The sequence below is a fragment of the Mycolicibacter longobardus genome (assembly GCF_002102265.1).
GTDB lineage: Bacteria > Actinomycetota > Actinomycetes > Mycobacteriales > Mycobacteriaceae > Mycobacterium > Mycobacterium longobardum.
Genome location: NZ_LQPG01000040.1, coordinates 22,230 through 43,236, shown reverse-complemented (window position 1 = coordinate 43,236; position 21,007 = coordinate 22,230). Strand labels below are relative to the sequence as shown.

At 68.2% G+C, this 21,007-nt stretch carries 19 protein-coding genes; 12 read left to right on the top strand and 7 right to left on the bottom strand.

What is annotated here, in order from left to right; all coding sequences use genetic code 11:
- Window positions 1-34: 34 nt before the first annotated feature.
- On the bottom strand, window positions 35-586 hold the full coding sequence (locus tag AWC16_RS19955) for a copper chaperone PCu(A)C domain-containing protein (RefSeq protein WP_234812357.1): 552 nt from the start codon (window positions 584-586) through the stop codon (window positions 35-37).
- Between the two features lie 260 nt (window positions 587-846).
- Here AWC16_RS19955 and carD point away from each other — a divergent pair, with 260 nt between their 5' ends.
- The 3 genes from carD to ispF are packed head-to-tail and all read left to right on the top strand — an operon-like array spanning window position 847 to window position 2,504.
- Complete coding sequence (carD, locus tag AWC16_RS19950; RefSeq protein WP_013830798.1) at window positions 847-1,335, top strand: RNA polymerase-binding transcription factor CarD; 489 nt, start codon at window positions 847-849, stop codon at window positions 1,333-1,335.
- A 30-nt stretch (window positions 1,336-1,365) separates the two neighbouring features.
- Window positions 1,366-2,031: a 2-C-methyl-D-erythritol 4-phosphate cytidylyltransferase gene (ispD, locus tag AWC16_RS19945; protein WP_085266461.1), complete on the top strand. Its 666-nt coding sequence runs from the start codon at window positions 1,366-1,368 to the stop codon at window positions 2,029-2,031.
- Window positions 2,028-2,504 carry a 2-C-methyl-D-erythritol 2,4-cyclodiphosphate synthase gene (gene ispF, locus AWC16_RS19940; protein ID WP_085266460.1) on the top strand — a complete coding sequence of 159 codons (477 nt, stop codon included), beginning with the start codon at window positions 2,028-2,030 and terminating at the stop codon, window positions 2,502-2,504. The genes ispD and ispF overlap by 4 nt, the downstream gene beginning before the upstream one ends.
- Window positions 2,505-2,519: 15 nt before the next feature.
- Here ispF and AWC16_RS19935 read toward each other — a convergent pair whose 3' ends face one another.
- Window positions 2,520-3,152: a hypothetical protein gene (locus tag AWC16_RS19935; protein WP_133056016.1), complete on the bottom strand. Its 633-nt coding sequence runs from the start codon at window positions 3,150-3,152 to the stop codon at window positions 2,520-2,522.
- Between the two features lie 115 nt (window positions 3,153-3,267).
- Here AWC16_RS19935 and cysS point away from each other — a divergent pair, with 115 nt between their 5' ends.
- The 3 genes from cysS to AWC16_RS19920 are packed head-to-tail and all read left to right on the top strand — an operon-like array spanning window position 3,268 to window position 6,514.
- Window positions 3,268-4,677, top strand: a complete 1,410-nt coding sequence (gene cysS, locus AWC16_RS19930) for a cysteine--tRNA ligase (protein WP_085266458.1) — start codon at window positions 3,268-3,270, stop codon at window positions 4,675-4,677.
- On the top strand, window positions 4,677-5,618 hold the full coding sequence (gene rlmB, locus AWC16_RS19925) for a 23S rRNA (guanosine(2251)-2'-O)-methyltransferase RlmB (RefSeq protein ID WP_085266508.1): 942 nt from the start codon (window positions 4,677-4,679) through the stop codon (window positions 5,616-5,618). The genes cysS and rlmB overlap by 1 nt, the downstream gene beginning before the upstream one ends.
- 44 nt (window positions 5,619-5,662) lie before the next feature.
- The gene (locus tag AWC16_RS19920; RefSeq protein WP_207572365.1) at window positions 5,663-6,514 is read left to right on the top strand and encodes a glycerophosphodiester phosphodiesterase family protein; all 852 of its coding nucleotides are present in this window, start codon (window positions 5,663-5,665) and stop codon (window positions 6,512-6,514) included.
- 28 nt (window positions 6,515-6,542) lie between these two features.
- On the opposite strand, the gene AWC16_RS19915 is transcribed toward AWC16_RS19920, so the two are convergent.
- Both AWC16_RS19915 and kstR read right to left on the bottom strand, forming a co-directional pair.
- On the bottom strand, window positions 6,543-7,463 hold the full coding sequence (locus tag AWC16_RS19915) for an MBL fold metallo-hydrolase (protein ID WP_085266456.1): 921 nt from the start codon (window positions 7,461-7,463) through the stop codon (window positions 6,543-6,545).
- A gap of 15 nt (window positions 7,464-7,478) precedes the next feature.
- Entirely contained in the window at window positions 7,479-8,150 is a 672-nt protein-coding gene (kstR, locus tag AWC16_RS19910; protein WP_085266455.1) for a cholesterol catabolism transcriptional regulator KstR, read from the bottom strand.
- A gap of 216 nt (window positions 8,151-8,366) precedes the next feature.
- Between kstR and AWC16_RS19905 the strand changes: the two genes are divergently transcribed.
- Together AWC16_RS19905 and AWC16_RS19900 are read left to right on the top strand one after the other, a co-directional pair.
- Window positions 8,367-10,508, top strand: a complete 2,142-nt coding sequence (locus tag AWC16_RS19905; protein WP_085266454.1) for an acyl-CoA dehydrogenase family protein — start codon at window positions 8,367-8,369, stop codon at window positions 10,506-10,508.
- 203 nt (window positions 10,509-10,711) lie between these two features.
- Window positions 10,712-14,887, top strand: a complete 4,176-nt coding sequence (locus AWC16_RS19900) for a bifunctional nitrate reductase/sulfite reductase flavoprotein subunit alpha (protein ID WP_085266453.1) — start codon at window positions 10,712-10,714, stop codon at window positions 14,885-14,887.
- Between the two features lie 5 nt (window positions 14,888-14,892).
- Here the strand turns inward: AWC16_RS19900 and AWC16_RS19895 are convergent, their stop codons facing one another.
- On the bottom strand, window positions 14,893-15,450 hold the full coding sequence (locus AWC16_RS19895) for a hypothetical protein (protein WP_085266452.1): 558 nt from the start codon (window positions 15,448-15,450) through the stop codon (window positions 14,893-14,895).
- Between the two features lie 23 nt (window positions 15,451-15,473).
- Window positions 15,474-16,568 carry a ferredoxin--NADP reductase gene (locus AWC16_RS19890; protein ID WP_085266451.1) on the bottom strand — a complete coding sequence of 365 codons (1,095 nt, stop codon included), beginning with the start codon at window positions 16,566-16,568 and terminating at the stop codon, window positions 15,474-15,476.
- A 172-nt stretch (window positions 16,569-16,740) separates the two neighbouring features.
- Here AWC16_RS19890 and hsaA point away from each other — a divergent pair, with 172 nt between their 5' ends.
- Genes hsaA through hsaB form a run of 3 tightly spaced genes read left to right on the top strand, consistent with a single transcriptional unit; the run spans window position 16,741 to window position 19,449 of the window.
- Complete coding sequence (gene hsaA / locus AWC16_RS19885; protein WP_085266450.1) at window positions 16,741-17,931, top strand: 3-hydroxy-9,10-secoandrosta-1,3,5(10)-triene-9,17-dione monooxygenase oxygenase subunit; 1,191 nt, start codon at window positions 16,741-16,743, stop codon at window positions 17,929-17,931.
- A 49-nt stretch (window positions 17,932-17,980) separates the two neighbouring features.
- Window positions 17,981-18,880, top strand: a complete 900-nt coding sequence (gene hsaC / locus AWC16_RS19880; protein ID WP_085266449.1) for an iron-dependent extradiol dioxygenase HsaC — start codon at window positions 17,981-17,983, stop codon at window positions 18,878-18,880.
- 2 nt (window positions 18,881-18,882) lie between these two features.
- Window positions 18,883-19,449, top strand: a complete 567-nt coding sequence (gene hsaB / locus AWC16_RS19875) for a 3-hydroxy-9,10-secoandrosta-1,3,5(10)-triene-9,17-dione monooxygenase reductase subunit (RefSeq protein ID WP_085266448.1) — start codon at window positions 18,883-18,885, stop codon at window positions 19,447-19,449.
- Window positions 19,450-19,829: 380 nt separating this feature from the next.
- On the opposite strand, the gene AWC16_RS19870 is transcribed toward hsaB, so the two are convergent.
- Window positions 19,830-20,369 carry an alpha/beta hydrolase gene (locus tag AWC16_RS19870; RefSeq protein ID WP_165759276.1) on the bottom strand — a complete coding sequence of 180 codons (540 nt, stop codon included), beginning with the start codon at window positions 20,367-20,369 and terminating at the stop codon, window positions 19,830-19,832.
- A gap of 143 nt (window positions 20,370-20,512) precedes the next feature.
- On the opposite strand from AWC16_RS19870, the gene AWC16_RS19865 reads away from it, so the two are divergent.
- Window positions 20,513-20,989 carry a hypothetical protein gene (locus AWC16_RS19865; protein WP_085266446.1) on the top strand — a complete coding sequence of 159 codons (477 nt, stop codon included), beginning with the start codon at window positions 20,513-20,515 and terminating at the stop codon, window positions 20,987-20,989.
- Window positions 20,990-21,007: the final 18 nt, after the last annotated feature.

Below are 21,007 nucleotides of genomic sequence, written 5' to 3'. Positions count from 1 at the left end.
TGGGTCCGACAGCGACGGCGAGCGACGCGGGGCGTCAGCGGTGCGAAAGCGTGCCGGCCGAGATCGGGACGGCCAGGGTGACCGAGCCGGCCTTCTTGAAGTCGAAGGTGAAGTCGTAGGTGAGCCCGTTCATGATCGCCTGGTCCAGCGTCAGCGTGGCCGCCGCGGTGTTGGCGTCGGCCACCTCGGGCAGGGCCTTGGCGGCGGGCGCTGTCGGCAGCTCGGGGCCCGCCGGGGCGCTGACGATCAGCACACCGCCCACCGGCACGGTCTTGCCGCCGGTCAACGGGGACACCTTGCCGACCGGCGTCTTGATGTCGGTCAGCTCGTCATCGGTCTCCGTCGACTGGTTGCTGACGACGAACACCAGGTCGACCGTCTGGCCGGGCTCCAGGGCGTCGCCGGTCTGCGTCGCCTGGATTCGGACGTCCCGCAGCGCCAGGTTGCCGACGGTGGCCGAGGCGCCGTTGACCGCGGAGGCCTGATCGGCGGTCTGGGAGATCTGGCCGGTACCGCACCCGGCGAGTGCCGCGGCAGCAACCAGGCCGATCGCAGCCTTGTTGAAGGCCCTGCTGAACCAGTTCACGTGTGGTCTCCTGCTCGGCGGTCACGGCTTGTGACTATGCACTGTAGTAGCAACCGCTTCACCGCGGTAGCGCAGGGTTGCGGGTCGCCCGTAACCCTGCGCCACCTGCTGAGATCGGGCTCCGATCAGAATTGGCCAAGCACGCTTCTGGCGCGCTGTCAACCCCCCATCTGGGGTCGCGGTGCCCCTGACCTGCACCGTTGTTAGTCCGGTGTCGGGGCGCCGTGTTAGCATGGGGTAGCGAAAGGGGCTCAAATCAGATGATCTTTAAGGTCGGAGACACCGTCGTATATCCACACCACGGTGCAGCGTTGATCGAGGCGATTGAAACCCGGACCATCAAAGGCGAGCAGAAGGACTATCTGGTCCTCAAGGTGGCGCAGGGCGACCTCACCGTTCGAGTTCCCGCTGAAAATGCCGAATATGTCGGTGTGCGTGACGTTGTCGGCCAGGAAGGTCTGGACAAGGTCTTCCAGGTGCTGCGCGCTCCCCACACCGAGGAGCCGACCAACTGGTCGCGCCGGTACAAGGCCAACCTGGAGAAGCTTGCCTCCGGTGACGTGCACAAGGTAGCCGAAGTGGTTCGTGACCTGTGGCGCCGCGACCAGGAGCGTGGCCTGTCCGCCGGCGAGAAGCGGATGCTGGCCAAGGCCCGTCAGATTCTGGTCGGTGAGCTGGCGCTGGCCGAGAACACCGACGACGCCAAAGCCGAGACCATCCTCGACGAGGTGCTGGCCGCGGCGTCCTGACCGCGGCATTCTTTAGCGACCGGGGAATCGGTGCCAACGACAGTTGCCGTGGTTCCGGCCGCGGGCGCGGGTGTGCGGCTGGGGGCGGGCAAACCCAAAGCCTTCTTCATCCTCGGCGGGCAGACCCTGGTCGAGCGTGCCGTGGCGGGCCTGCGAGAGTCCGGTGTCGTCGACCAGGTGGTGGTCGCGGTGCCACCGGGCCGCACCGATGAGGCGAAGCTGATCCTCGGCGAGAAGGCCACCATCGTCGCCGGCGGCGCCGACCGCGTCGAATCCGTCCGGCTCGCGCTGGCCGCCGCCGGAGAACCCGATTTCGTGCTGGTCCATGACGCCGCACGACCGCTTACCCCGCCCGCCCTGGTGGTCCGGGTGGTGGAGGCCTTGCATGCCGGGCACCGGGCGGTCGTCCCGGGCCTTGCGATACCCGACACGATCAAGGCGGTGGACGCCAACGGCGCGGTACTGGCCACGCCCGAACGGGCCGGCCTTCGGGCCGTGCAGACGCCGCAGGGGTTCGCCGCCGATCTGCTGTTGCGGGCCTACCAGCAGGCGGATCCGGCGGCGCAGTTCACCGACGACGCCTCGATGGTCGAACACATCGGCGGCCAGGTCCAGGTCGTCGAAGGCGACCCGCTGGCCTTTAAGATCACCACCCCGTTGGACGCGTTGCTCGCCGAGGCGGTGGTGAGCCGGTGAACCCGCCGCCGCGGGTCGGGTTGGGCACCGACGTGCATCCGATCGAGCCGGGGCGGCCTTGTTGGCTGCTGGGACTGTTGTTTGCCGACGCCGACGGCTGCGCAGGGCACTCCGACGGCGATGTGGCCGTACACGCCCTGTGCGACGCGCTGCTGTCGGCGGCAGGGTTGGGGGACCTCGGTGCGGTGTTCGGCGTCGACGAGCCACGCTGGGTAGGGGTAACCGGTGCCGTGATGCTCGGCCACGTACGCGAATTGCTCGGTGACAGCGGTTTCGCGATCGGCAATGCCGCGGTGCAGGTCATCGGCAACCGGCCGAAGGTGGGACCGCGCCGCGCCGAGGCGCAGCAGCTGCTGTCGGAATTGTTGGGCGCGCCGGTGTCGGTGTCCGCGACCACCACCGATGGCCTCGGGCTCACCGGTCGAGGCGAGGGCTTGGCCGCGGTCGCTACCGCGCTGGTGGTGCCGCTGTAGTTCGGTCGGCGGGGTTTAGCAGGCGCCGAAGATGACGCCGATGACACCACAGGTGACCTCGGTGCCGACGGTTGCGCCGATGTCGCCGGCTGCCTCGCCGGCCACCTCGGCCAGGGCCGCAGGGTCCAGGGCCAGGCCCAAAGCATCGGTCGCGGCGGCCGCACCGATCTCTGCGCCATCGCCCGCGTCCGCAGCGGCCCCGAAAAGGTCTGTCGCGGCGGCCGCACCGATCTCCGCACCGTTGTTCGCGCCCTGGGCGGCGAAACTGGTCAGCAGGGGCGTAGCCATCGGGATCATCATCGGGGCCATCATCGCGGCCATCGGGGCCATCATCGCCATCGACATACCGATCTGGGGACCCATGGCAGCCATACTGGCGGTGCTGGCGCCGGCGGTGGTGGCGCCGGCAGTGCTGGCCTGGCTCATCTGTTCTGCCTGCTGCTCGGCTTGCTGCCGTTGCTGTTCGGCCTGGACGTCGTCCAGCGCCTCCGTGTCGATCCCAGCCGGCTCAGCCTGCTCGGCCGGCGCAGCCACAGCCTCTTGCTGGGCTTGCTGATTGTTCGGCTCGTCGGCGTAGGCCGTCGCTGTTCCGGCAATTGTGGCCGCAGCCAGGAGCGCTCCAGAGACTGCCGCCAGACGTTTACTCACTGCCGCAATATATGCCACCCGTGACCACCTGTCCACCGATGCGGTCGGCGCACCCGGTCCTGGCAATCGCTGGTAGCGGCGGGTGCGGCCGATGCGCCCGGTAAGCTGGCCCGTCGTGACCGATCGCCCCAGCCTGCGGCTGCACGACACCGCAACCGGCGCCGTGCGTGAATTTGTTCCGCTGCGGCCGGGCCACGTGTCCATCTATCTATGTGGTGCCACCGTTCAGGCCCCGCCCCACATCGGCCATGTCCGCAGCGGCGTCGCGTTCGACGTGTTGCGCCGGTGGCTCACCGCCCGCGGGTACGACGTCGCGTTTGTGCGCAATGTGACCGACATCGACGACAAGATCCTCAACAAGGCCGCCGCCGCGGGCCGGCCGTGGTGGGAGTGGGCCGCCACTTACGAGCGCGAGTTCACCGCCGCCTACGAGGCGCTGGGGGTGCTGCCGCCCTCGGCCGAACCCCGTGCCACCGGCCACATCACCCAGATGGTCGAGCTGATCGAGCGCCTGATCGACACCGGGCACGCCTACACCGGCGGCGGCGACGTGTACTTCGACGTGCTCAGCTACCCCGAATACGGCCAGCTGTCCGGCCACAAGATCGATGACGTGCACCAGGGCGAGGGTGCGGCCACCGGCAAGCGCGATCCGCGCGACTTCACGTTGTGGAAGGGCGCCAAGCCCGGTGAACCCAGCTGGCCCACGCCGTGGGGGCGGGGCCGTCCGGGTTGGCACCTGGAATGTTCGGCGATGGCCCGTACCTACTTGGGCACCGAGTTCGACATCCACTGCGGCGGGATGGACCTGGTCTTCCCGCACCACGAGAATGAGATCGCCCAGAGCCGCGCGGCCGGCGACGGCTTCGCCAACTACTGGCTGCACAACGGCTGGGTCACCCTGGGCGGCGAGAAGATGAGCAAGTCGCTGGGCAACGTGCTGTCGATGTCGGCGGTGCTGCAGCGAGTCCGGCCCGCCGAACTGCGGTACTACCTGGGTAGCGCGCACTACCGGTCCATGCTGGAGTTCTCCGAGACAGCCCTGCAGGACGCGGTCAACGCCTACGTCGGCATCGAGGAGTTCCTGCACCGGGTGCGCAGTCGGGTGGGCGCGGTGGTCCCCGGCGACTGGACGCCGCGTTTCGCTGCCGCGCTCGACGACGATCTGTCGGTGCCGATCGCACTGGCCGAGGTGCACCGGGCCCGTGCGGAGGGCAACCGGGCCCTCGACGCCGGCGACCACGACAACGCGCTGGCCGCCGCCGGTGCGATCCGGGCGATGATGAACGTGCTGGGCTGCGACCCGCTCGACGAGCGCTGGGAATCGCGCGACGAGACCTCGGCGGCGCTGGCCGCGGTCGACGTGCTGGTGCGCGCCGAGTTGGACCGCAGGGAAACGGCCCGCGCCGAACGGGACTGGCAATTGGCCGACGAGATCCGCGGCCGACTCAAGGACGCCGGCATCGACGTCACTGACACCGGGGACGGTCCGCAGTGGTCGCTGCTGGTCGGGGGGGCCGACTGATGGCGGGAAACTCCAAGCGCAAGGGTGCGATTCGCAAGCCCGGCACCAAGAAGGGTCCGACCGTCGGCTCCGGCGGCCAGCGCCGCCGCGGGCTCGAGGGTCGCGGCGCCACCCCGCCGGCACACAAACGGGAATACCACCCGGCGGCCAAGGCGGCCAAACGCGCGGCCAAGCAACGGGCTTACCGGACCACCAAGCGCACCGACGAGAGCGAGACAGTGCTGGGCCGCAACCCGGTTCTGGAGTGTCTGCGCGCCGGAATCCCGGCAACCGCGCTGTATGTCGCGCTCGGCGCTGAGGCAGACGAGCGTCTGACCGAATCGGTAACCCGGGCAGCCGATTCCGGACTGCCGATTCTGGAGGTCCCGCGCTCCGACCTGGACAAGATGACCACCAACGGTCTGCACCAGGGCATCGCGCTTCAGGTTCCGCCGTACCAGTACGCGCATCCCGACGACCTGCTCGCCGCGGCGCGGGCAGATGTCGCACCTGCGCTGCTGGTCGCGCTGGACAACATCTCCGATCCGCGCAATCTCGGCGCCATCGTGCGATCGGTGGCGGCGTTCGGCGGACACGGCGTGCTGATCCCCCAGCGCCGGTCGGCGTCGGTGACCGCCGTGGCATGGCGTACCAGTGCCGGTGCGGCAGCACGGATTCCGGTTGCACGTGCCTCGAACCTGAACCAAACCCTCAAGGCGTGGGCGGATCGCGGCCTACAGGTGGTTGGGCTGGACGCCGGCGGAGACACCGTGGTCGACGAGTTGGACGGCTCCGGCCCGATGGTCTTGGTCGTCGGTTCCGAGGGCAAGGGCCTGTCCCGGTTGGTCCGGCAGAACTGCGACGCGATCGTGTCGATACCGATGTCGGGGCCCACCGAGTCACTCAACGCGTCGGTGGCCGCCGGGGTGGTGCTGGCCGAGATCGCCCGTCAGCGAAGGTGATCCGTCGTGGTCTCGTCGCGTTGTCGGTGCTCACGGCCGCGCTGATGGGGCCTTCGGCATCCGCCGGCGCACAACCGGCGACGTTCGATCTGCAAGCCCACCGCGGGGGGCGGGGCGAGACCACCGAGGAGTCGCTGCGGGCGTTCGCCAAGTCGCTCGGACTGGGCGTCAGCACCCTGGAGTTGGACATCGTGCTGACCCGCGATGCCCAGCCCGCGGTCTGGCATGACCTGTCGGTCGAGCCCGCCAAGTGTGCCGATACCGGACCGGCCTTCGCCGGTGATCCCGATTACCCGTACGTGGGCAAGCGGATAGCCGAGCTCACCCTCGCCCAGCTGCGCACGCTGGACTGCGGACAACCGCTGCCGGAGTTCCCCGACGCGGAAGTGGTGCGGGGAAACGTGATCGCGACGTTGCCGGAAGTCTTCGCGCTCGCCGGTCACACGAGCGTCCGCTACAACATCGAGACCAAGGTCGACTCCGAGAACCACCGGCAGATCGTCGACGTGATCCTGGCCGCGGTGCGCGCCGCCGGCAAGCTGGGCGCCGTCGAGATTCAGAGCTTCGACTGGCGGACCCTGGCGTTGGTGCGTGCCGTCGAGCCGGCCATTCCCCTTGTCGCGCTGTGGGAGCGCGGTCCCGACCCGATCGCCGGGGCGGTGGCCGCCGACGCCGACATCGTGTCCCCGGACTACTCGGTGGTGGATCGGGCATTCGTGGAACGCGCACATGCGGCCGGACTCAAGGTGATTCCGTGGACGGTCAACGAGGCCGAGGACATGCGCCGGCTGATCGCCGCGGGAGTCGACGGACTCATCACCGACTATCCGAGCCGGTTGCGCGCCGTGCTGGCCGAGCTGGGCATGCCGCTGCCGCCGGCCTATCCGACCAGCTAGAGATTCAGCAGCAGCGCAAGAGTCAGGTTCAGGCCCACGGATCCTCGCGGTGCCACACCGTGGGCAGGTGCAGCCCGACTCCATCGGCCTCGGCCAGTTCAGTCAGAACGCGCATCGTGACGTCCAGGTCGTCGCCGGCATAGGGCAAGGCGCGCAACGGCTTTGTCAGCGGACGAAAGAAGTCGTCCCAGTGGGTCAGCACTACCGTCGAAGCGCCCACCGCCCGCACCGTCTCGTTCCAGTAGTCGACCAGATACTGCCGGGGCTGAATGCCGAGCTGGCCGATGCCCAGATAGACCACGTCGGCGCGCCGGTCGGCCAACGCCCCCGGGATGAACCCCGCGCTGCCCACGATCAGCAGGCTGTGCCCCGAATACCGGTGGGCCACCAGCGCCGACCATGCCTCGCCGCACTTGTAGGCCGAGGCCTTCACCGGCGGAACCACCGCGGTGGTGATCACACCGGGGAAGCGGTCCGGTGGGCAGTGCCGCGACTCGATCAGGGTGACGTCGTAGCCGCCCAGCGTCAGGGTCGCCCCGGGAACGGCGACGATCAAGCGGTCGTCCGAGAGTCCATGGCCCCGGCCGATATTGGCCGTCGACTCACCACCCACCAGCGCCGCACCGGTGCGTTCGGCCACCACCGCGGAGTCCAGCGCGTGATCGATGTGGGTGTGCAGTGGGATCACAGCCGCCAGCTCGCGCGCGCCGGCCCGGGCCAGGCAGCCGTCGATGCGGGGGGCTGACGGTGACACCTTGCGCAGCGCCACCCGCGCCAGACCGGGACGCGAGAAGTAGCCGTCGGTCATCAGCGCCGACGACCCGTCGTCGATCAGCATGCTGGTCACGCCGAGCCACGTCACCGACAACGGCGCGCCCGGCTCGGCTGCCGGCACGGTGAACCGGTGCGCGTACCGGCCGATGTCGGGGCGGCCGAGCTTGAGACGCATCAGCGAGAAGGCGGGTCAGACCTTGGGACTGTCCTCGTCACCGATCAGCAACCGGACCGCGAGGTCCAGCCGGGTGCTGAAATCGGTGGCCGAGGCCCGCCGAGTGAGCCAGGCAAGCAGGTTGGACAGCCACACATCCGAGATCACCCGGGAGATGTGGTACTGCTCCTCGGTGGGCTCGCCGTCGCTCATCGCCCCGGCGAACATCGAGTCGATCAGCTTCTGGACGTGGTCCACTTCGCCCGCCGCCGACGCGTCGGCGAAGACATACGCCCGGGTCATGGCCTCGGTGAGCAGCGGGTTGCGCTGCATGGCGCGGTTGAGCTTGTTGACCACCAGATTGAGCCGCTGGTGGCGGGTGGTTCCGGCGTGTGTGACGGGATCTGTCTTGGTGTCCACCCGCGCGATCTCGCGGCCCATCGCCGAGACCAGCAGGTGGACCTTCGACGGGAAGTACCGGTACAGGGTGCCGACGGCGACGTCTGCCCGGTCGGCCACCGCGCGCATCTGCACCGCGTCGTAGCCTCCCTTGGAGGCGATCGCCAGAGTGGCGTCGAGGATGCGTTTGCGCCGTTCCCGCTGCGCTTCGGAGCCGAGGTCGGATTCGGTCAGCACAGCGACGTTGACAACCTCGCGCGGTTGGCTGGTCGATCCGCGGCTTGCGGTGCTGTCGGCTGGTGACGACATGTGCTGTGCAACTCCTTCCTTGACCTACTCGCCGGAAACGATACGCATCACGTAGCGCAATATCGCGGTTCCAACACCGGCCGAACGTGAGGTGTCCAGCCACAACGGTTCGACTTGACGCTCGGACGCTGGCACTATTAGAACACGTTCTAGTGGGTTGCGGGGCCTCCCTGACCCAGTGAAATATCAAGTACTTATCGAGCCGAGGAGCCCAGCGTGTCAGTGACTACCACGGAGACCAGTGCCGCCGACCAGCTCGCCGCCCGCGAGCTGGTCCGCGACTGGGCCGCCGCAGCGGGCACCACGGAGGCGATTCGTGCCGCGGAACTGGGCGAAACCGATTCCTGGCGAACCGTTTTCTCTCGCCTCGCCGAACTGGGTCTGTTCGGCGTGGCCGTAGCCGAGGAGTACGGCGGGGCCGGTGGGCGGCTCGAGGATCTGTGCGCCATGGTCGACGAGGCCGCCAAGGCGCTGGTTCCCGGCCCGGTGGCCACCACCGCGCTGGCCACCCTGGTGGTCACCGATCCGCAACTGGCCGAAGCCCTGGCGTCCGGCGAGCGGGTCGCCGGCGTGGCCACCGACACCGCCACGGTGAAGGTGAGCTTCGACCCCGCGACCGCGCAGGCATCCGGCACCGCCGATCGGGTGCTGGGCGCCACCGCCGACGGGCTGCTGGTGCTGCCGGCCGGGGAGGACAACCAAGCCTGGGTGCTGGTGGACGCCCGCGCGGACGGGGTGGACGTGGAGCCGCTGGCCGCCACCGACTTCTCCCGGCCGCTGGCCAAGGTGACGTTGTCGGCCGCGCCCGCGGTGCTGTTGGAGGCCGGCAGCCGGGTGGAGAACCTGGCGGTCACGGTGCTGTCCGCCGAGGCGGCCGGAGTGGCTCGCTGGGCGCTGGACACCGCCGTCGAATACGCGAAGGTGCGTGAGCAGTTCGGCAAGCCGATCGGCAGCTTCCAGGCCGTCAAGCATCTGTGCGCCGAGATGCTGTGCCGGGCCGACCAGGCCGCGGTGGCCGCCAGCGATGTGGCTCGCGCCGCCTCCGACCCCGATGACCAGCAGTTCGCCATCGCCGCCGCGGTGGCGGCCGCCATCTGCATCGACGCCGCCAAGGCCAATGCCAAGGACTGCATTCAGGTGCTCGGCGGCATCGGCATCACCTGGGAACACGACGCGCACCTGTACCTGCGCCGGGCCTACGGCATCGGGCAGGCGCTGGGCGGACCCGAGCGCTGGCTGCGCCGCACCGCCGAGCTCACCCGGGCCGGGGTGCGGCGCCGGCTGGAGGTCGATCTGGGCGAGGCGACCGATGTCCGGCCCGAGATCGCCGCGGAGGTGGCCCGCATCGCCGCACTGCCCGACGAGCAGCGCCAGGCGGCGCTGGCCGAATCCGGCCTGCTCGCGCCGCACTGGCCGGTGCCGTACGGGCGCGCGGCCAGCCCCGCCGAACAGCTGGTGATCGACCAGGAGCTCGCCGCGGCCGGTGTCGCACGCCCCGACCTGGTGGTCGGCTGGTGGGCGGCGCCGACGATCCTCGAGCACGGCACGCCCGAGCAGATCGAGCGCTTCATCCCGGCCACCCTGACCGGCGAGGTGTTCTGGTGCCAGCTGTTCTCCGAGCCCGGCGCCGGCTCGGACCTGGCGGCGCTGCGCACCAAGGCGGTGAAGGTCGACGGCGGCTGGCGGCTGACCGGGCAGAAGGTCTGGACCTCGCGGGCGCACGATTCGCAGTGGGGGGTCTGCCTGGCCAGGACGGACGCCGAAGCTCCCAAACACAAGGGCATCACCTACTTCCTGGTGGACATGGCCGCTGAGGGCATCGACATCCGGCCGCTGCGGGAGATCACCGGAGACGCTCTGTTCAACGAGGTATTCCTCGACGACGTGTTCGTGCCCGACGAGATGGTGGTCGGCGGCGTCAACGACGGCTGGCGGCTGGCCCGCACCACCCTGGCCAACGAGCGGGTCGCGATCGCCGGCGGCACCGCGCTGGGCAACCCGATGGAAGAGCTGCTGGCGGCCTTGAAAGAGCGGGAGGCGGACACCGCCACCGCCGAGCGGCTGGCCCGGCTGATCATCGCCGCCCAGGCGGGTTCGCTGCTGGACCAGCGCATCGCTCAGCTCGCGGTCGGCGGGCAGGACCCCGGCTCGGAGTCCTCGGTGCGCAAGCTGATCGGCGTGCGCTACCGGCAGGACCTGGCCGAGTTCCGGATGGACGTGTCGGACGGGGCCGGCATGGTGGCCGGCCGCCCGGTGCACGACTTCCTTAACACCCGCTGCCTGTCGATCGCCGGCGGCACCGAGCAGATCCTGTTGACGCTGGCCGCCGAGCGACTGCTGGGGTTGCCGCGGGGGTAAACGGGCCGCAAGGCTCGCCGAACGTGCACTCAGATCGAAAAATCGGCTGGATTTCGCGCTCAGTACACGCTCGGCGAAGGGTCACAGACCTGCCGACGGGCCGGTAAGAATATCGCAACCCGTGGTAATGGCTCTGAAACGATCTTGAAACCTTCTCCGGGCAGGGTGGCGGCAGACCCCCGACCCAAGGAGGTGACCACGCCATGCCCGCCCAAGACGACTCCCACGGCTGCCGGGAGGTGTCGACCCTCTGCGCCTACTGCGGGGTCGGCTGCGGCATGTTGCTGCAGGTCAGCGCCGATGCGGCGACCGGGCGTACCCGGGTGGTCAAATCCGTCGGCGACAAGAGCCATCCGACCAACTTCGGCCGGTTGTGCACCAAAGGCGCCACCACCGTCGACCTGCTGGCCGCGCCCGGCCGGATGGAGTCGGCGTTTCTGCGGCCGGGCCGCGACGAGCCGATCGAGCCAACCGACGTAGCCGCCGCCATCAGCCACTGCGCGACCCGGCTGCGCACGATCATCGATGAGCACGGTCCCGACGCCGTCGCGCTGTATGTCTCCGGTCAGATGTCGCTGGAGGCCCAGTACCTGGCCAACAAGCTGGCCAAGGGTTTCATCGGAACCAACCAGATCGAGTCCAACTCGCGACTGTGCATGGCCAGCGCGGGCAGCGGCTACAAGCAGTCACTCGGCTCGGACGGGCCGCCCGGCTCGTATCAGGATTTCGATCACGCCGACGTATTCTTCGTGACCGGCGCCAATATGGCCGACTGCCACCCGATTCTGTTCCTGCGGATGATGGAGCGCGTCAAGGCCGGCGCCAAGCTGATCGTCGTCGATCCGCGCCGCAGCGCCACCGCGGACAAGGCCGACCTGTTCCTGCAGATCGCCCCCGGCACCGATCTGGCGCTGCTCAACGGACTCCTGCACCTGATCGTCGCCAATGGGCACACCGACGACGAGTTCATCGCCGAGTTCACCGAGGGCTGGGAGGTCATGCCCAGCTTCCTCGAGCAGTTCACCCCGGCGAAGGTGGCCGAGCTCACCGGTATCCCCGAGGCCGACATCCGCACCGCCGCGCAGTGGATCGGCGAAGCGGGCAACTGGATGAGCTGCTGGACCATGGGGCTCAACCAGAGCACCCACGGAACCTGGAACACCAATGCCATCTGCAACCTGCACCTGGCCACCGGTGCGATCTGCAAGACCGGCAGCGGCCCGTTCTCCCTGACCGGCCAGCCCAACGCGATGGGTGGCCGGGAGATGGGCTACATGGGCCCGGGTCTGCCCGGCCAGCGCAGCGTCGTCTCCGCCGACGACCGTGCCTTCGTCGAGGACGTCTGGGGCATCCCGCGCGGCACACTGCGCACCGAGGTGGGCGCCGGCACCATCGACATGTTCTCGCAGATGGCCGACGGCCAGATCAAGGCATGCTGGATCATCTGCACCAATCCCGTTGCCACAGTGGCCAATCGCAAGACCGTACTGGAGGGTCTGGAAGCCGCCGAGTTGGTGATCACCCAGGATGCGTTCGCCGAGACCGAGACCAACGCCTACGCCGACGTGCTGCTCCCGGCGGCGCTGTGGACCGAGTGCGAGGGGGTGATGGTCAACTCCGAGCGCAACCTGACCTTGTTCTCCCAAGCGGTCGACGCACCGGGCCAGGCGCTGCCCGACTGGCAGATCATCGCCCGCATCGCCGCCGAGATGGGGTACGCCGAGGCGTTCGACTACTCGAGTGCCGAGGAGGTGTTCGAAGAGATCAAACGGTTCGCCAACCCCAAGACCGGCTATGACCTGCGCGGCGTCAGTTACCAGCGACTGCGCCAGACACCGATCCAATGGCCGTGCCCGCCGGACAGTGAGGAAGACCGCCACCCGATCCGCTACCTCAACGACGGAGCCAGTCAGACCCAGCTGGTCCGCGCGGACGGCAGCGTGCCGAGGTTGGCGTTCGCCACCGACAGCGGCCGGGCGGTGTTCTTCGCACGTCCCCACCTGCTGCCCGCTGAGATGCCCGACGACGACTATCCGTTCCTGCTCAACACCGGCCGGCTGCCGCACCAATGGCACACCATGACCAAGACCGGAAAGGTCGCCAAGCTCACCAAACTCAACCCCGGCCCGTTCGTGGAGATCCACCCCGACGATGCCGCCCGGCTGGGCATCACCGACGACGACCCGGTGGAGATCGCCTCGCGCCGGGGCCGCGCGGTGCTGCCGGCGGTGGTCACCGAGCGGGTGCGACCCGGGAACTGCTTCGCCCCGTTCCACTGGAACGACACCTTCGGTGAATACCTGTCCATCAACGCCGTCACCAACGACGCCATCGACCCGACATCACAGCAGCCGGAGTTCAAGGCGTGTGCGGTCACCCTGAGCAAAGTCGTGGTCGAGTCGCCGTCCGAACCTGAAACGCCCGGCACGCCGCAGACCGGCGAGATCAGCCTGGACCAGGTGGACACCCTCATCGAATTGTTCGGGCTCAGTGGCGAATCCGTGACCACCGTGCCCCCATTCGCCCCGATGGAGCGCATCTACTTGAGTGGTCTGCTGACCGCGCTCCGCACGGAGGCCGGGCGCAGTGCCTCCGGCGTGCCGACGGTACCGGCCAATGCGCCGCTGGAGCCGGCTACCCGGATGTGGGTCGACGGCCTGCTGGCCGGGTTGTTCTCCCGGCATCCGGCACCGGCGGCCAACCCGCCGCAGGCGGCCCCGGCTGATGACGGATCTCGCCCGGAGCGCGTCGTGGTGTTGTGGGCCTCGCAGACCGGCAATGCCGAAGAGGTGGCCGCCCGCTGTGCGGCACACCTCGGCGAGGCCGGACTGCCGGTCGCGCTGCACACGATGAACGACTTCGCAGTCACCGACCTGTCCACCACCCGGCAACTGATCCTGGTCTCCAGCACCACCGGCGACGGTGACCCGCCCGACAACGGCGCCGTCCTGTGGGAGGAGTTATCCGCCGACGGGACACCACAACTCACCGACACCCGCTACGCGGTACTGGCGCTGGGTGACTCCAACTACGACGATTTCTGTGGCTACGGGCGCAAACTCGACACCCGACTGGCCGAACTCGGCGCCACCCGAATCCTGGACCGTGTCGACTGCGAGCCCGATTACGACGATGCCGTGGATGAGTGGCTCTCCACGATCCGTGGGACGCTGAGCACCGCGCCCGTGCCGGCCGCGTCGGCTCCGGCCGTGCCGCCTGTTGCCGCTCCCATTGCGGCCCGCCCGTCGCGGGAACCGGGGCGGTACAACAGAAAGAACCCGCTGCTCACCAGTCTGGTGTGCAACAACGTGCTCAACGGCCCGGGTTCGACGAAGGAGGTGCGGCAGCTGGCGTTCGCGCTGCCGAAAGGGACGCTGAGCTATCAGGCCGGTGATGCACTCGGGGTGTGGCCACGCAACAGCGCCGCGCTGGTCGACGAATGGCTGACAGTGACCGGCCTGGACGGCGCGCACGTCATCGAGCTGGCCGACCACGGTTCGATGCCGTTGCGGCAGGCCCTGGTTGAGCGATTCGAGATCGCCCGTATCACCGGCGACCTGCTGCGGTTTGTGGCGGAGCGCAGCCAAGACCACGAACTGGTCGAGCTGTTGCAACCGGAGAACAAAGCTGCGCTGTCGGACTGGATGTGGGGCCGCCAGTCGGTGGACGTGCTGGCCGCAAGCCCGGTGCACGCCACGGTCGAAGACTGGCTCGCCGTGCTCAAACCGCTGGCACCGCGGATGTATTCGATTTCGTCGGCATGTGTCGACAACCCCGGCGAGGTGCACCTGACGGTCGGCGCGGTGCGCTATGAGTGTCGGGGGGTGCCGCGCGGCGGTGTGTGCTCGACGTATCTGGCGGATCGGAGTGACGACGCCGAGATCGGGATATTCGTACAGCCCACCAATCATTTCCGGCCGCCGGCGGATCCCAACGCCCCGATGATCATGATCGGGCCGGGGACCGGCGTCGCACCGTTCCGCGGCTTCTTGCAGCAGCGCCGCGCGCTGGGGCACCGCGGGCGGAACTGGTTGTTCTTCGGCGAACGCAATGCCGCCACCGACTTCTACTACCGCGACGAGCTCGAGGAAATGCACACCAGCGGCCTGCTCACCGAGCTCGATCTGGCGTTCTCCCGCGATCAGCCCGAGAAGGTCTACGTACAAGACCTGCTCCGCGCTCGCGGCGCCGAAATCTGGGAGTGGTTGCAGGATGGCGCACACCTCTACGTGTGCGGCGACGCCAGCCAGATGGCCAAGGAAGTCGACCGCGCGATCTGCGATATCGCCGCACGACACGGGCTGCTCGCCCGCGACGCCGCGAAAGCCCATGTGCGGGCGCTGGCCTCGGCGGGCCGGTACCAGCGCGACGTGTACTGACTCGGCTAAAAGACCGTCTGCGCGCAGGTGGACGGCGTGGTCAGGTTGACCCCGCTGTAGACCACCTGCACGTGGGTGCAGACGATCACGTTGGCGTCGGTCTTGGGCCGCCCGGTGGAGTACTCCAGGACGTCGATGCTGCCGTTGGTCTGATATTTCTCCGGCGGGCCCTCGCCGTTGTACATCGACTGGATCACCGCACCGGTGCCGTCCTTGAACACCTTTGTTCCGGGGCCGCCGCGGTCTTTGAACCAGCCCTCGCCGCCGTCGGTGTGCACGTCCAGGTAGGCGGTTCGCTTCGACGAGCGGATCTCGGTGCTCTGCCGGGCCCACAGGTCGGGCGGGAAGCCGGTCATGCCGTCCGGGGTCTGCAGTTGCACCCCGACCGTGAAGCGGCACAGCGGCGGTGCGCTGCAGTCGACCCAGCTGTGGGTCTGCAGTTGGTCGAAGTCGTTGACCGGCAACAGTGATGTCTTGGTATCACTGGCCGCAGACCCGATCGCGGGCGGAACCAGCGCGGTCAGCAGCGTTGACGCTGCCGCTACCATCAGCAACCGTTTCATGTCGCACCAACCTAGACCTGAGATCACTCGTCGTATGTCACTTCCACCGAATCCGTCTCGGGGTGGGCTTGGCAGGCCAGGATCAGCCCCTCGGCGAGGTCCTGGGGTTCCAGCACGTCGTTGATCTCCATGGTGACCTTGCCCTTTTTCAGCTCGCAGGCGCAGGCGCCGCAGTGGCCCTCCCGGCAGGAGAACGGGGCGTCGAGGCCCTTGTCGAGCAGCAGGTCCAGCAGCTTGACGTGACGTGGCCACACCAGCTCGTGCTTTTCGCCGTCCAACTCGACGGTCACGGTTGCCGGCGGGGTCCCTGTGCCCTCCGCGCCCTCCGGAGCATCCTCGATCTTGACGGCGGCGAACGGGTCGCTGTCCAGCGACTTGAACACCTCCAGGTGTACCTGCGTGTCGGGCACTTCCAGCGTCCGCAGGGCGTCGCGGGAGGCATCCATGAACGGCCCCGGCCCGCAGATGAAGACCTGGCTATCGGTGTAGGGGGCGGCCAGCCGGGCCAGCGCCGCGGGGCTCGGCAGGCCCTGTACCGATTCCAGCCAGTGCACGACCGTCAGTCGGTCGGGGTACTTGGCGGCCAGTTCCTGCAGCCGTCGGGCAAAGATCACCGACCGCTCGTCGCGGTTGGCGTAGATCAGCACCACCTGACCGTTGCCCTCGGTCAGTGCCGACTTGCAGATGGACAACATCGGGGTGATCCCGCTGCCGGCGGCCAGCAGCAGGAAGTCGGTGTCCAGCGACTTCGGGACGAACGTGCCGGACGGCGCCAGCACATGGATCCGCATCCCGGCGTGGGCATGGTCGCACAGCCAGTTCGAGGCGTAGCCGTCCGCGGTCCGCTTGACGGTGACCGTCATTGCGTCGTCGGTGAACGGTGAGCTGCACAGCGAGTAACAGCGGGCCACCGAGCCGGTGCGGTCGCTGGGTACCCGCAGCGTCAGGAACTGGCCCGGCGAGTATTTCAACCGCTGGGGCGGGATCTCCGGGTCGTCGGGACCGTCCGGCACGCCGAATACCAGCAGGCACGCATCGTCGGTCTCGGCGACGACGTCGGTGATCTGCAGTTCCAAGACATGACTGCCGAGTGGTTCGTCCGGAATGGTCTCCGTCACGGCCCGCCCTTCTCTTCGGTCATAACTAGAACAGGTTACAGAAAACCGGCCCGGGATTGCTACCAGCCGCAGGAACACCCCGCTCGACACAAATCGGAACGTGTTCTAATCTCACTCTAGGCTGGTTGGAAAACGGGCCGGAAGAACCTGCTCACTCCTGGGAGGCAATCTAGTGACGTCCCTTCAACAGCGCGACGCCCAGTCGGTGCTCGCCGCGATCGACGACATTCTTCCGCAGTTGCGCGAGCGCGCCCAGGAGACCGAGGATCTGCGTCAGATCCCGGACGCCTCCATCAAGACGCTCGAGGACATCGGCTTTTTCCGGCTGCTGCAGCCCGAGCAGTGGGGTGGCCTGCAGTGCGACCCGACGATCTTCTACGAGGCGGTGCGCCGGCTGGCCAGTGCCTGTGGCTCCACCGGCTGGGTTGCCGGGATCATCGGCGTGCACAACTGGCACCTGGCGCTCTTCGACCAGCAGGCCCAGGAAGACGTCTGGGGTGAGGACGCCAGCGTCCGGATCTCGTCGTCGTACGCGCCGATGGGCGCCGGTGTGGTCACCGAGAACGCCGACGGCTACATCGTCAACGGCTCCTGGAACTGGTCGTCGGGCTCGGAGCACGCCACCTGGGCGTTCCTGGGCGGACCGGTGATCAAGGACGGCAAGCCGGTGGACTTCGGCAGCTTCCTGATCCCGCGCACTGACTACACCATCGACGATGTCTGGCACGTGGTCGGCCTGCGGGGCACCGGCAGCAACACCGTCGTGGTCAAGGACGTGTTCGTGCCGCGGCACCGCTTCCTGTCCTACAAGGCGATGAACGACCACACCGCCGGCGGTTATGCGACCAACACCGCGCCGGTCTACAAGATGCCGTGGGGCACCATCCACCCCACCACCATCTCGACCCCGATCATGGGAATGGCCTACGGCGCTTACCAGGCGCACGTCGAGCACCAGGGCAAGCGGGTGCGTGCCGCGTTCGCCGGCGAGAAGGCCAAGGACGACCCGTTCGCCAAGGTCCGGATCGCCGAGGCCGCCAGCGACATCGACGCCGGCTGGCGCCAGCTGATCGGCAACGTCGCCGACGAGTACGCCCTACTGGTGGCCGGCAAGGAGATTCCGTTCGAGCTGCGCGCCCGGGCCCGCCGCGACCAGGTCCGCGCCACCGGCCGGGCGATCGCATCCATCGACCGGCTGTTCGAGGCGGCCGGTGCCACCGCGCTGTCCAACGACGCTCCGGTCCAGCGGTTCTGGCGTGACGCGCACGCCGGCCGGGTGCACGCTGCCAACGACCCGGAGCGGGCGTACCTGATCTTCGGCAACCACGAGTTCGGGTTGCCGCCCGGCGACACCATGGTCTGATCGGTCTGGACCACGCTGGGAGATTGACGAGCTTGCTGGAGGTGTTCCGATGAGTATCCGTTCGCTGGGCTACCTGCGAATTCAGGCCACCGACATGGCGGCCTGGCGGGACTTCGGGCTGAAAGTCCTCGGCATGGTCGAGGGATCCGGCTCATGCGAGGGTGCGCTGTACCTGCGGATGGACGAGTTCCCCGCCCGGCTGGTAATCGTGCCCGGGGACACCGACCGGTTGCTGGTGTCCGGTTGGGAATGCGCCAACGCCGCGGGGCTGCAGGAGATCCGGCAGCGGCTGGAGGCCGAGGGCACGCCGTACAAGGAAGCGACCGCAGCCGAGCTGGCCGAGCGGTGCGTCCAGGAGATGATCGCGTTCGACGACCCGTCGGGCAATCACCTGGAGGTCTTCCACGGTGTGGCGCTGCAGCACCGCCGGGTGGTCAGCCCCTACGGGCACCGGTTCGTCACCGAGGAGCAGGGCCTGGGTCACGTGGTGCTGTCGACCAAGGATGACGCCGAGGCGCTGCACTTCTACCGCGACGTGCTCGGCTTCAAGCTGCGTGACTCGATGCGGCTGCCCCCGCAGATGGTGGGCCGCCCGGCCGACGGCGACCCGGCGTGGCTGCGGTTCTTCGGCTGCAACCCGCGTCACCACAGCCTGGCGTTCCTGCCGATGCCCACCCCGACCGGAATCGTGCACCTGATGGTCGAAGTGGAGGACGCCGACGATGTCGGGCTCTGCCTGGACCGCGTCGCCCGCCGCAAGGTGCCGATGGCCGCCACCCTGGGCCGGCACGTCAATGACAAGATGCTGTCCTTCTACATGAAGGCGCCCAGCGGTTTTCAGATCGAATTCGGTTGCGAGGGACTGGAAGTCGATGACGACGACTGGGTGGCGCGGGAGAGCACCGCGGTCAGTCTGTGGGGTCATGACTTCACGGTTGGTATGAACTGACGGTGACCGAGCTTCCGATCGACCCGCGCGCGTTCCGCAACGCGCTGGGCCAGTTCTGCACCGGCATCACGATCATCACCACCGTGCACGACGATGCGCCGGTCGGCTTCGCCTGCCAGTCGTTCGCCGCGCTGTCGCTGGATCCGCCGCTGGTGCTGTTCTGCCCGACCAAGATGTCGCGGTCCTGGCAGGCCATCGAGGCCAGCGGAAAGTTCTGCGTCAACATCCTGGCCGAACAGCAGAAGGACGTCTGCGCCCGGTTCGGCTCCCGCGAGCCGGACAAGTTCGCCGGCGTGGACTGGGAGCCCTCCCCGCTGGGGTCGCCGATCCTGGCCGGTTCCCTGGCCCACATCGACTGCACGGTGGCCTCGGTGCACGACGGGGGCGACCACTTCGTGGTGTTCGGTGCGGTGCAGTCACTTTCGGATGTCCCGGAGGTCAAGCCCCGGCCACTGCTGTTTTATCGCGGCGACTACACCGGTATCGAGCCGGACAAGACCACACCGGCGCACTGGCGCGACGACCTGGAGGCGTTTCTCACCGCCACCACCGAAGACACCTGGCTGTAGCGTTCCCCCTGCGCCGAGCGGGAATCCGGCGATGCCGCCGCGGCGTGTTACGTCGTGAGATTCACGTTCGCGGGAGAGCTCTGAGCCAGCTCACCTGATCTGCGATGATCTCGGACGAGTGACTGCTGGAGAACGGCTCGAAGTGGTCGACGTCGTAGTTCTTCAGGTCGCCCGTGGCGCCAGACGAGCGAGATGATCGATGGCCCGTGCTGACACCGAGATGTCGCGTTCGCCTGCCTGAATCAGTACCGGACAGGTGAGATTTGGAGCTTGTGTAACCGGTCGCCAGAACGGCAGGGGCAGCACCACACCGGCGTGCACTTCATTGCGCCAATCCGACGTCGCAATCGAACGGAATCCTGCGAACTCACCCGGGAATGTCATGCCGCCATGGGCACTGGCTTAGCGGACACCGGAATCAGCGTGTCCCGCATCGCCCGTATCGTGACCCACGTTGCATTGCGCGGCTGGATTCTCATCCCGTGGATTGTTCGCCACCGGCCGTCCAGAAACGGGCAGAGTAGGATAGCGCCGGCCACGTGTTGGTCCGCGGCGGCTGCCTGCAGCGCGGTCCCGCCGCTCAGTGAGAACCCCCAAACGATGATTCTGTCGGGGTCGATTCCGTCGAGTGTCCGCGCGAATGTGATAGCCGCCAAACGGTCCTCGAGTTGCTCAGTCATGCGAACCCGTTGCCGCGGTTCGCCTTCTGAGTCGCCGAGGTAGCGATGGTCGTAGACTAGCGTCGCGACGCCGGCACGCGTCAGCGCCTCGGCGTAGCTGGACAGTGCATCGTGGCGGGTCAACCCGACGCCGTGAGCCATGACCACGCAGGGCACGTCGCCGGGGGCATCGCTTGGACGATAGAGCCACCCCGCGCAACGTATTCCAGCGGAGAGGAATGTGACATCCGCCCGATTCATCGACGGCGATGGTAGCCGACGCCGTGTCGCTGTAGTCATCGAATCGGTCAGCCGTTCTACTGGTCAGTAGCGCCACGACACTGCGGGGCGATCCGTCGCTGGCGCGACCACAGCGGCGCAATTCGACGTCTACCATGCGTCGGGTGAAGCGCCTCGGTTGGTCGGCGGCGGCCTTTCTTGCCTACAACGCAGTGATGTTGCCGATTGAGCGCGGGATGCGCAAGACGGGCGGTCCCGGGATCATCGCGTTCGAGCTGGCCGGTAGTGCTTCCCGCGCCGAGGAGATCCTGACCGCCTGGGGCGCCGAAGGCCGCCGGTGGGCACGCTGGTCGCTGTGGCTCGACTTCGGCTACATGCTGACCTACGGCACCCTGGTGGGGTTGCTCATCAATGCCGTCCGTGGTCGTCGGGGCGACACCGCGGCACTGCGGCTCCTGCCGATCGGCGCTGTGGCCGGCGATGCCATCGAGGGGGTGGCGCTGCTCAAGGTGCTCGACGGTGTGGACCGCGACGCCAATGCCCGGCGGGCCCGCAGCGCGGCACTTACCAAATTCGCGTTGCTCGCGGTCGCGCTGGCCTATGTCGGAATTCGTTCAGTGCAAAGGGTTTCGCGGGCGTAGCCCGGGGACTCGCGCGGG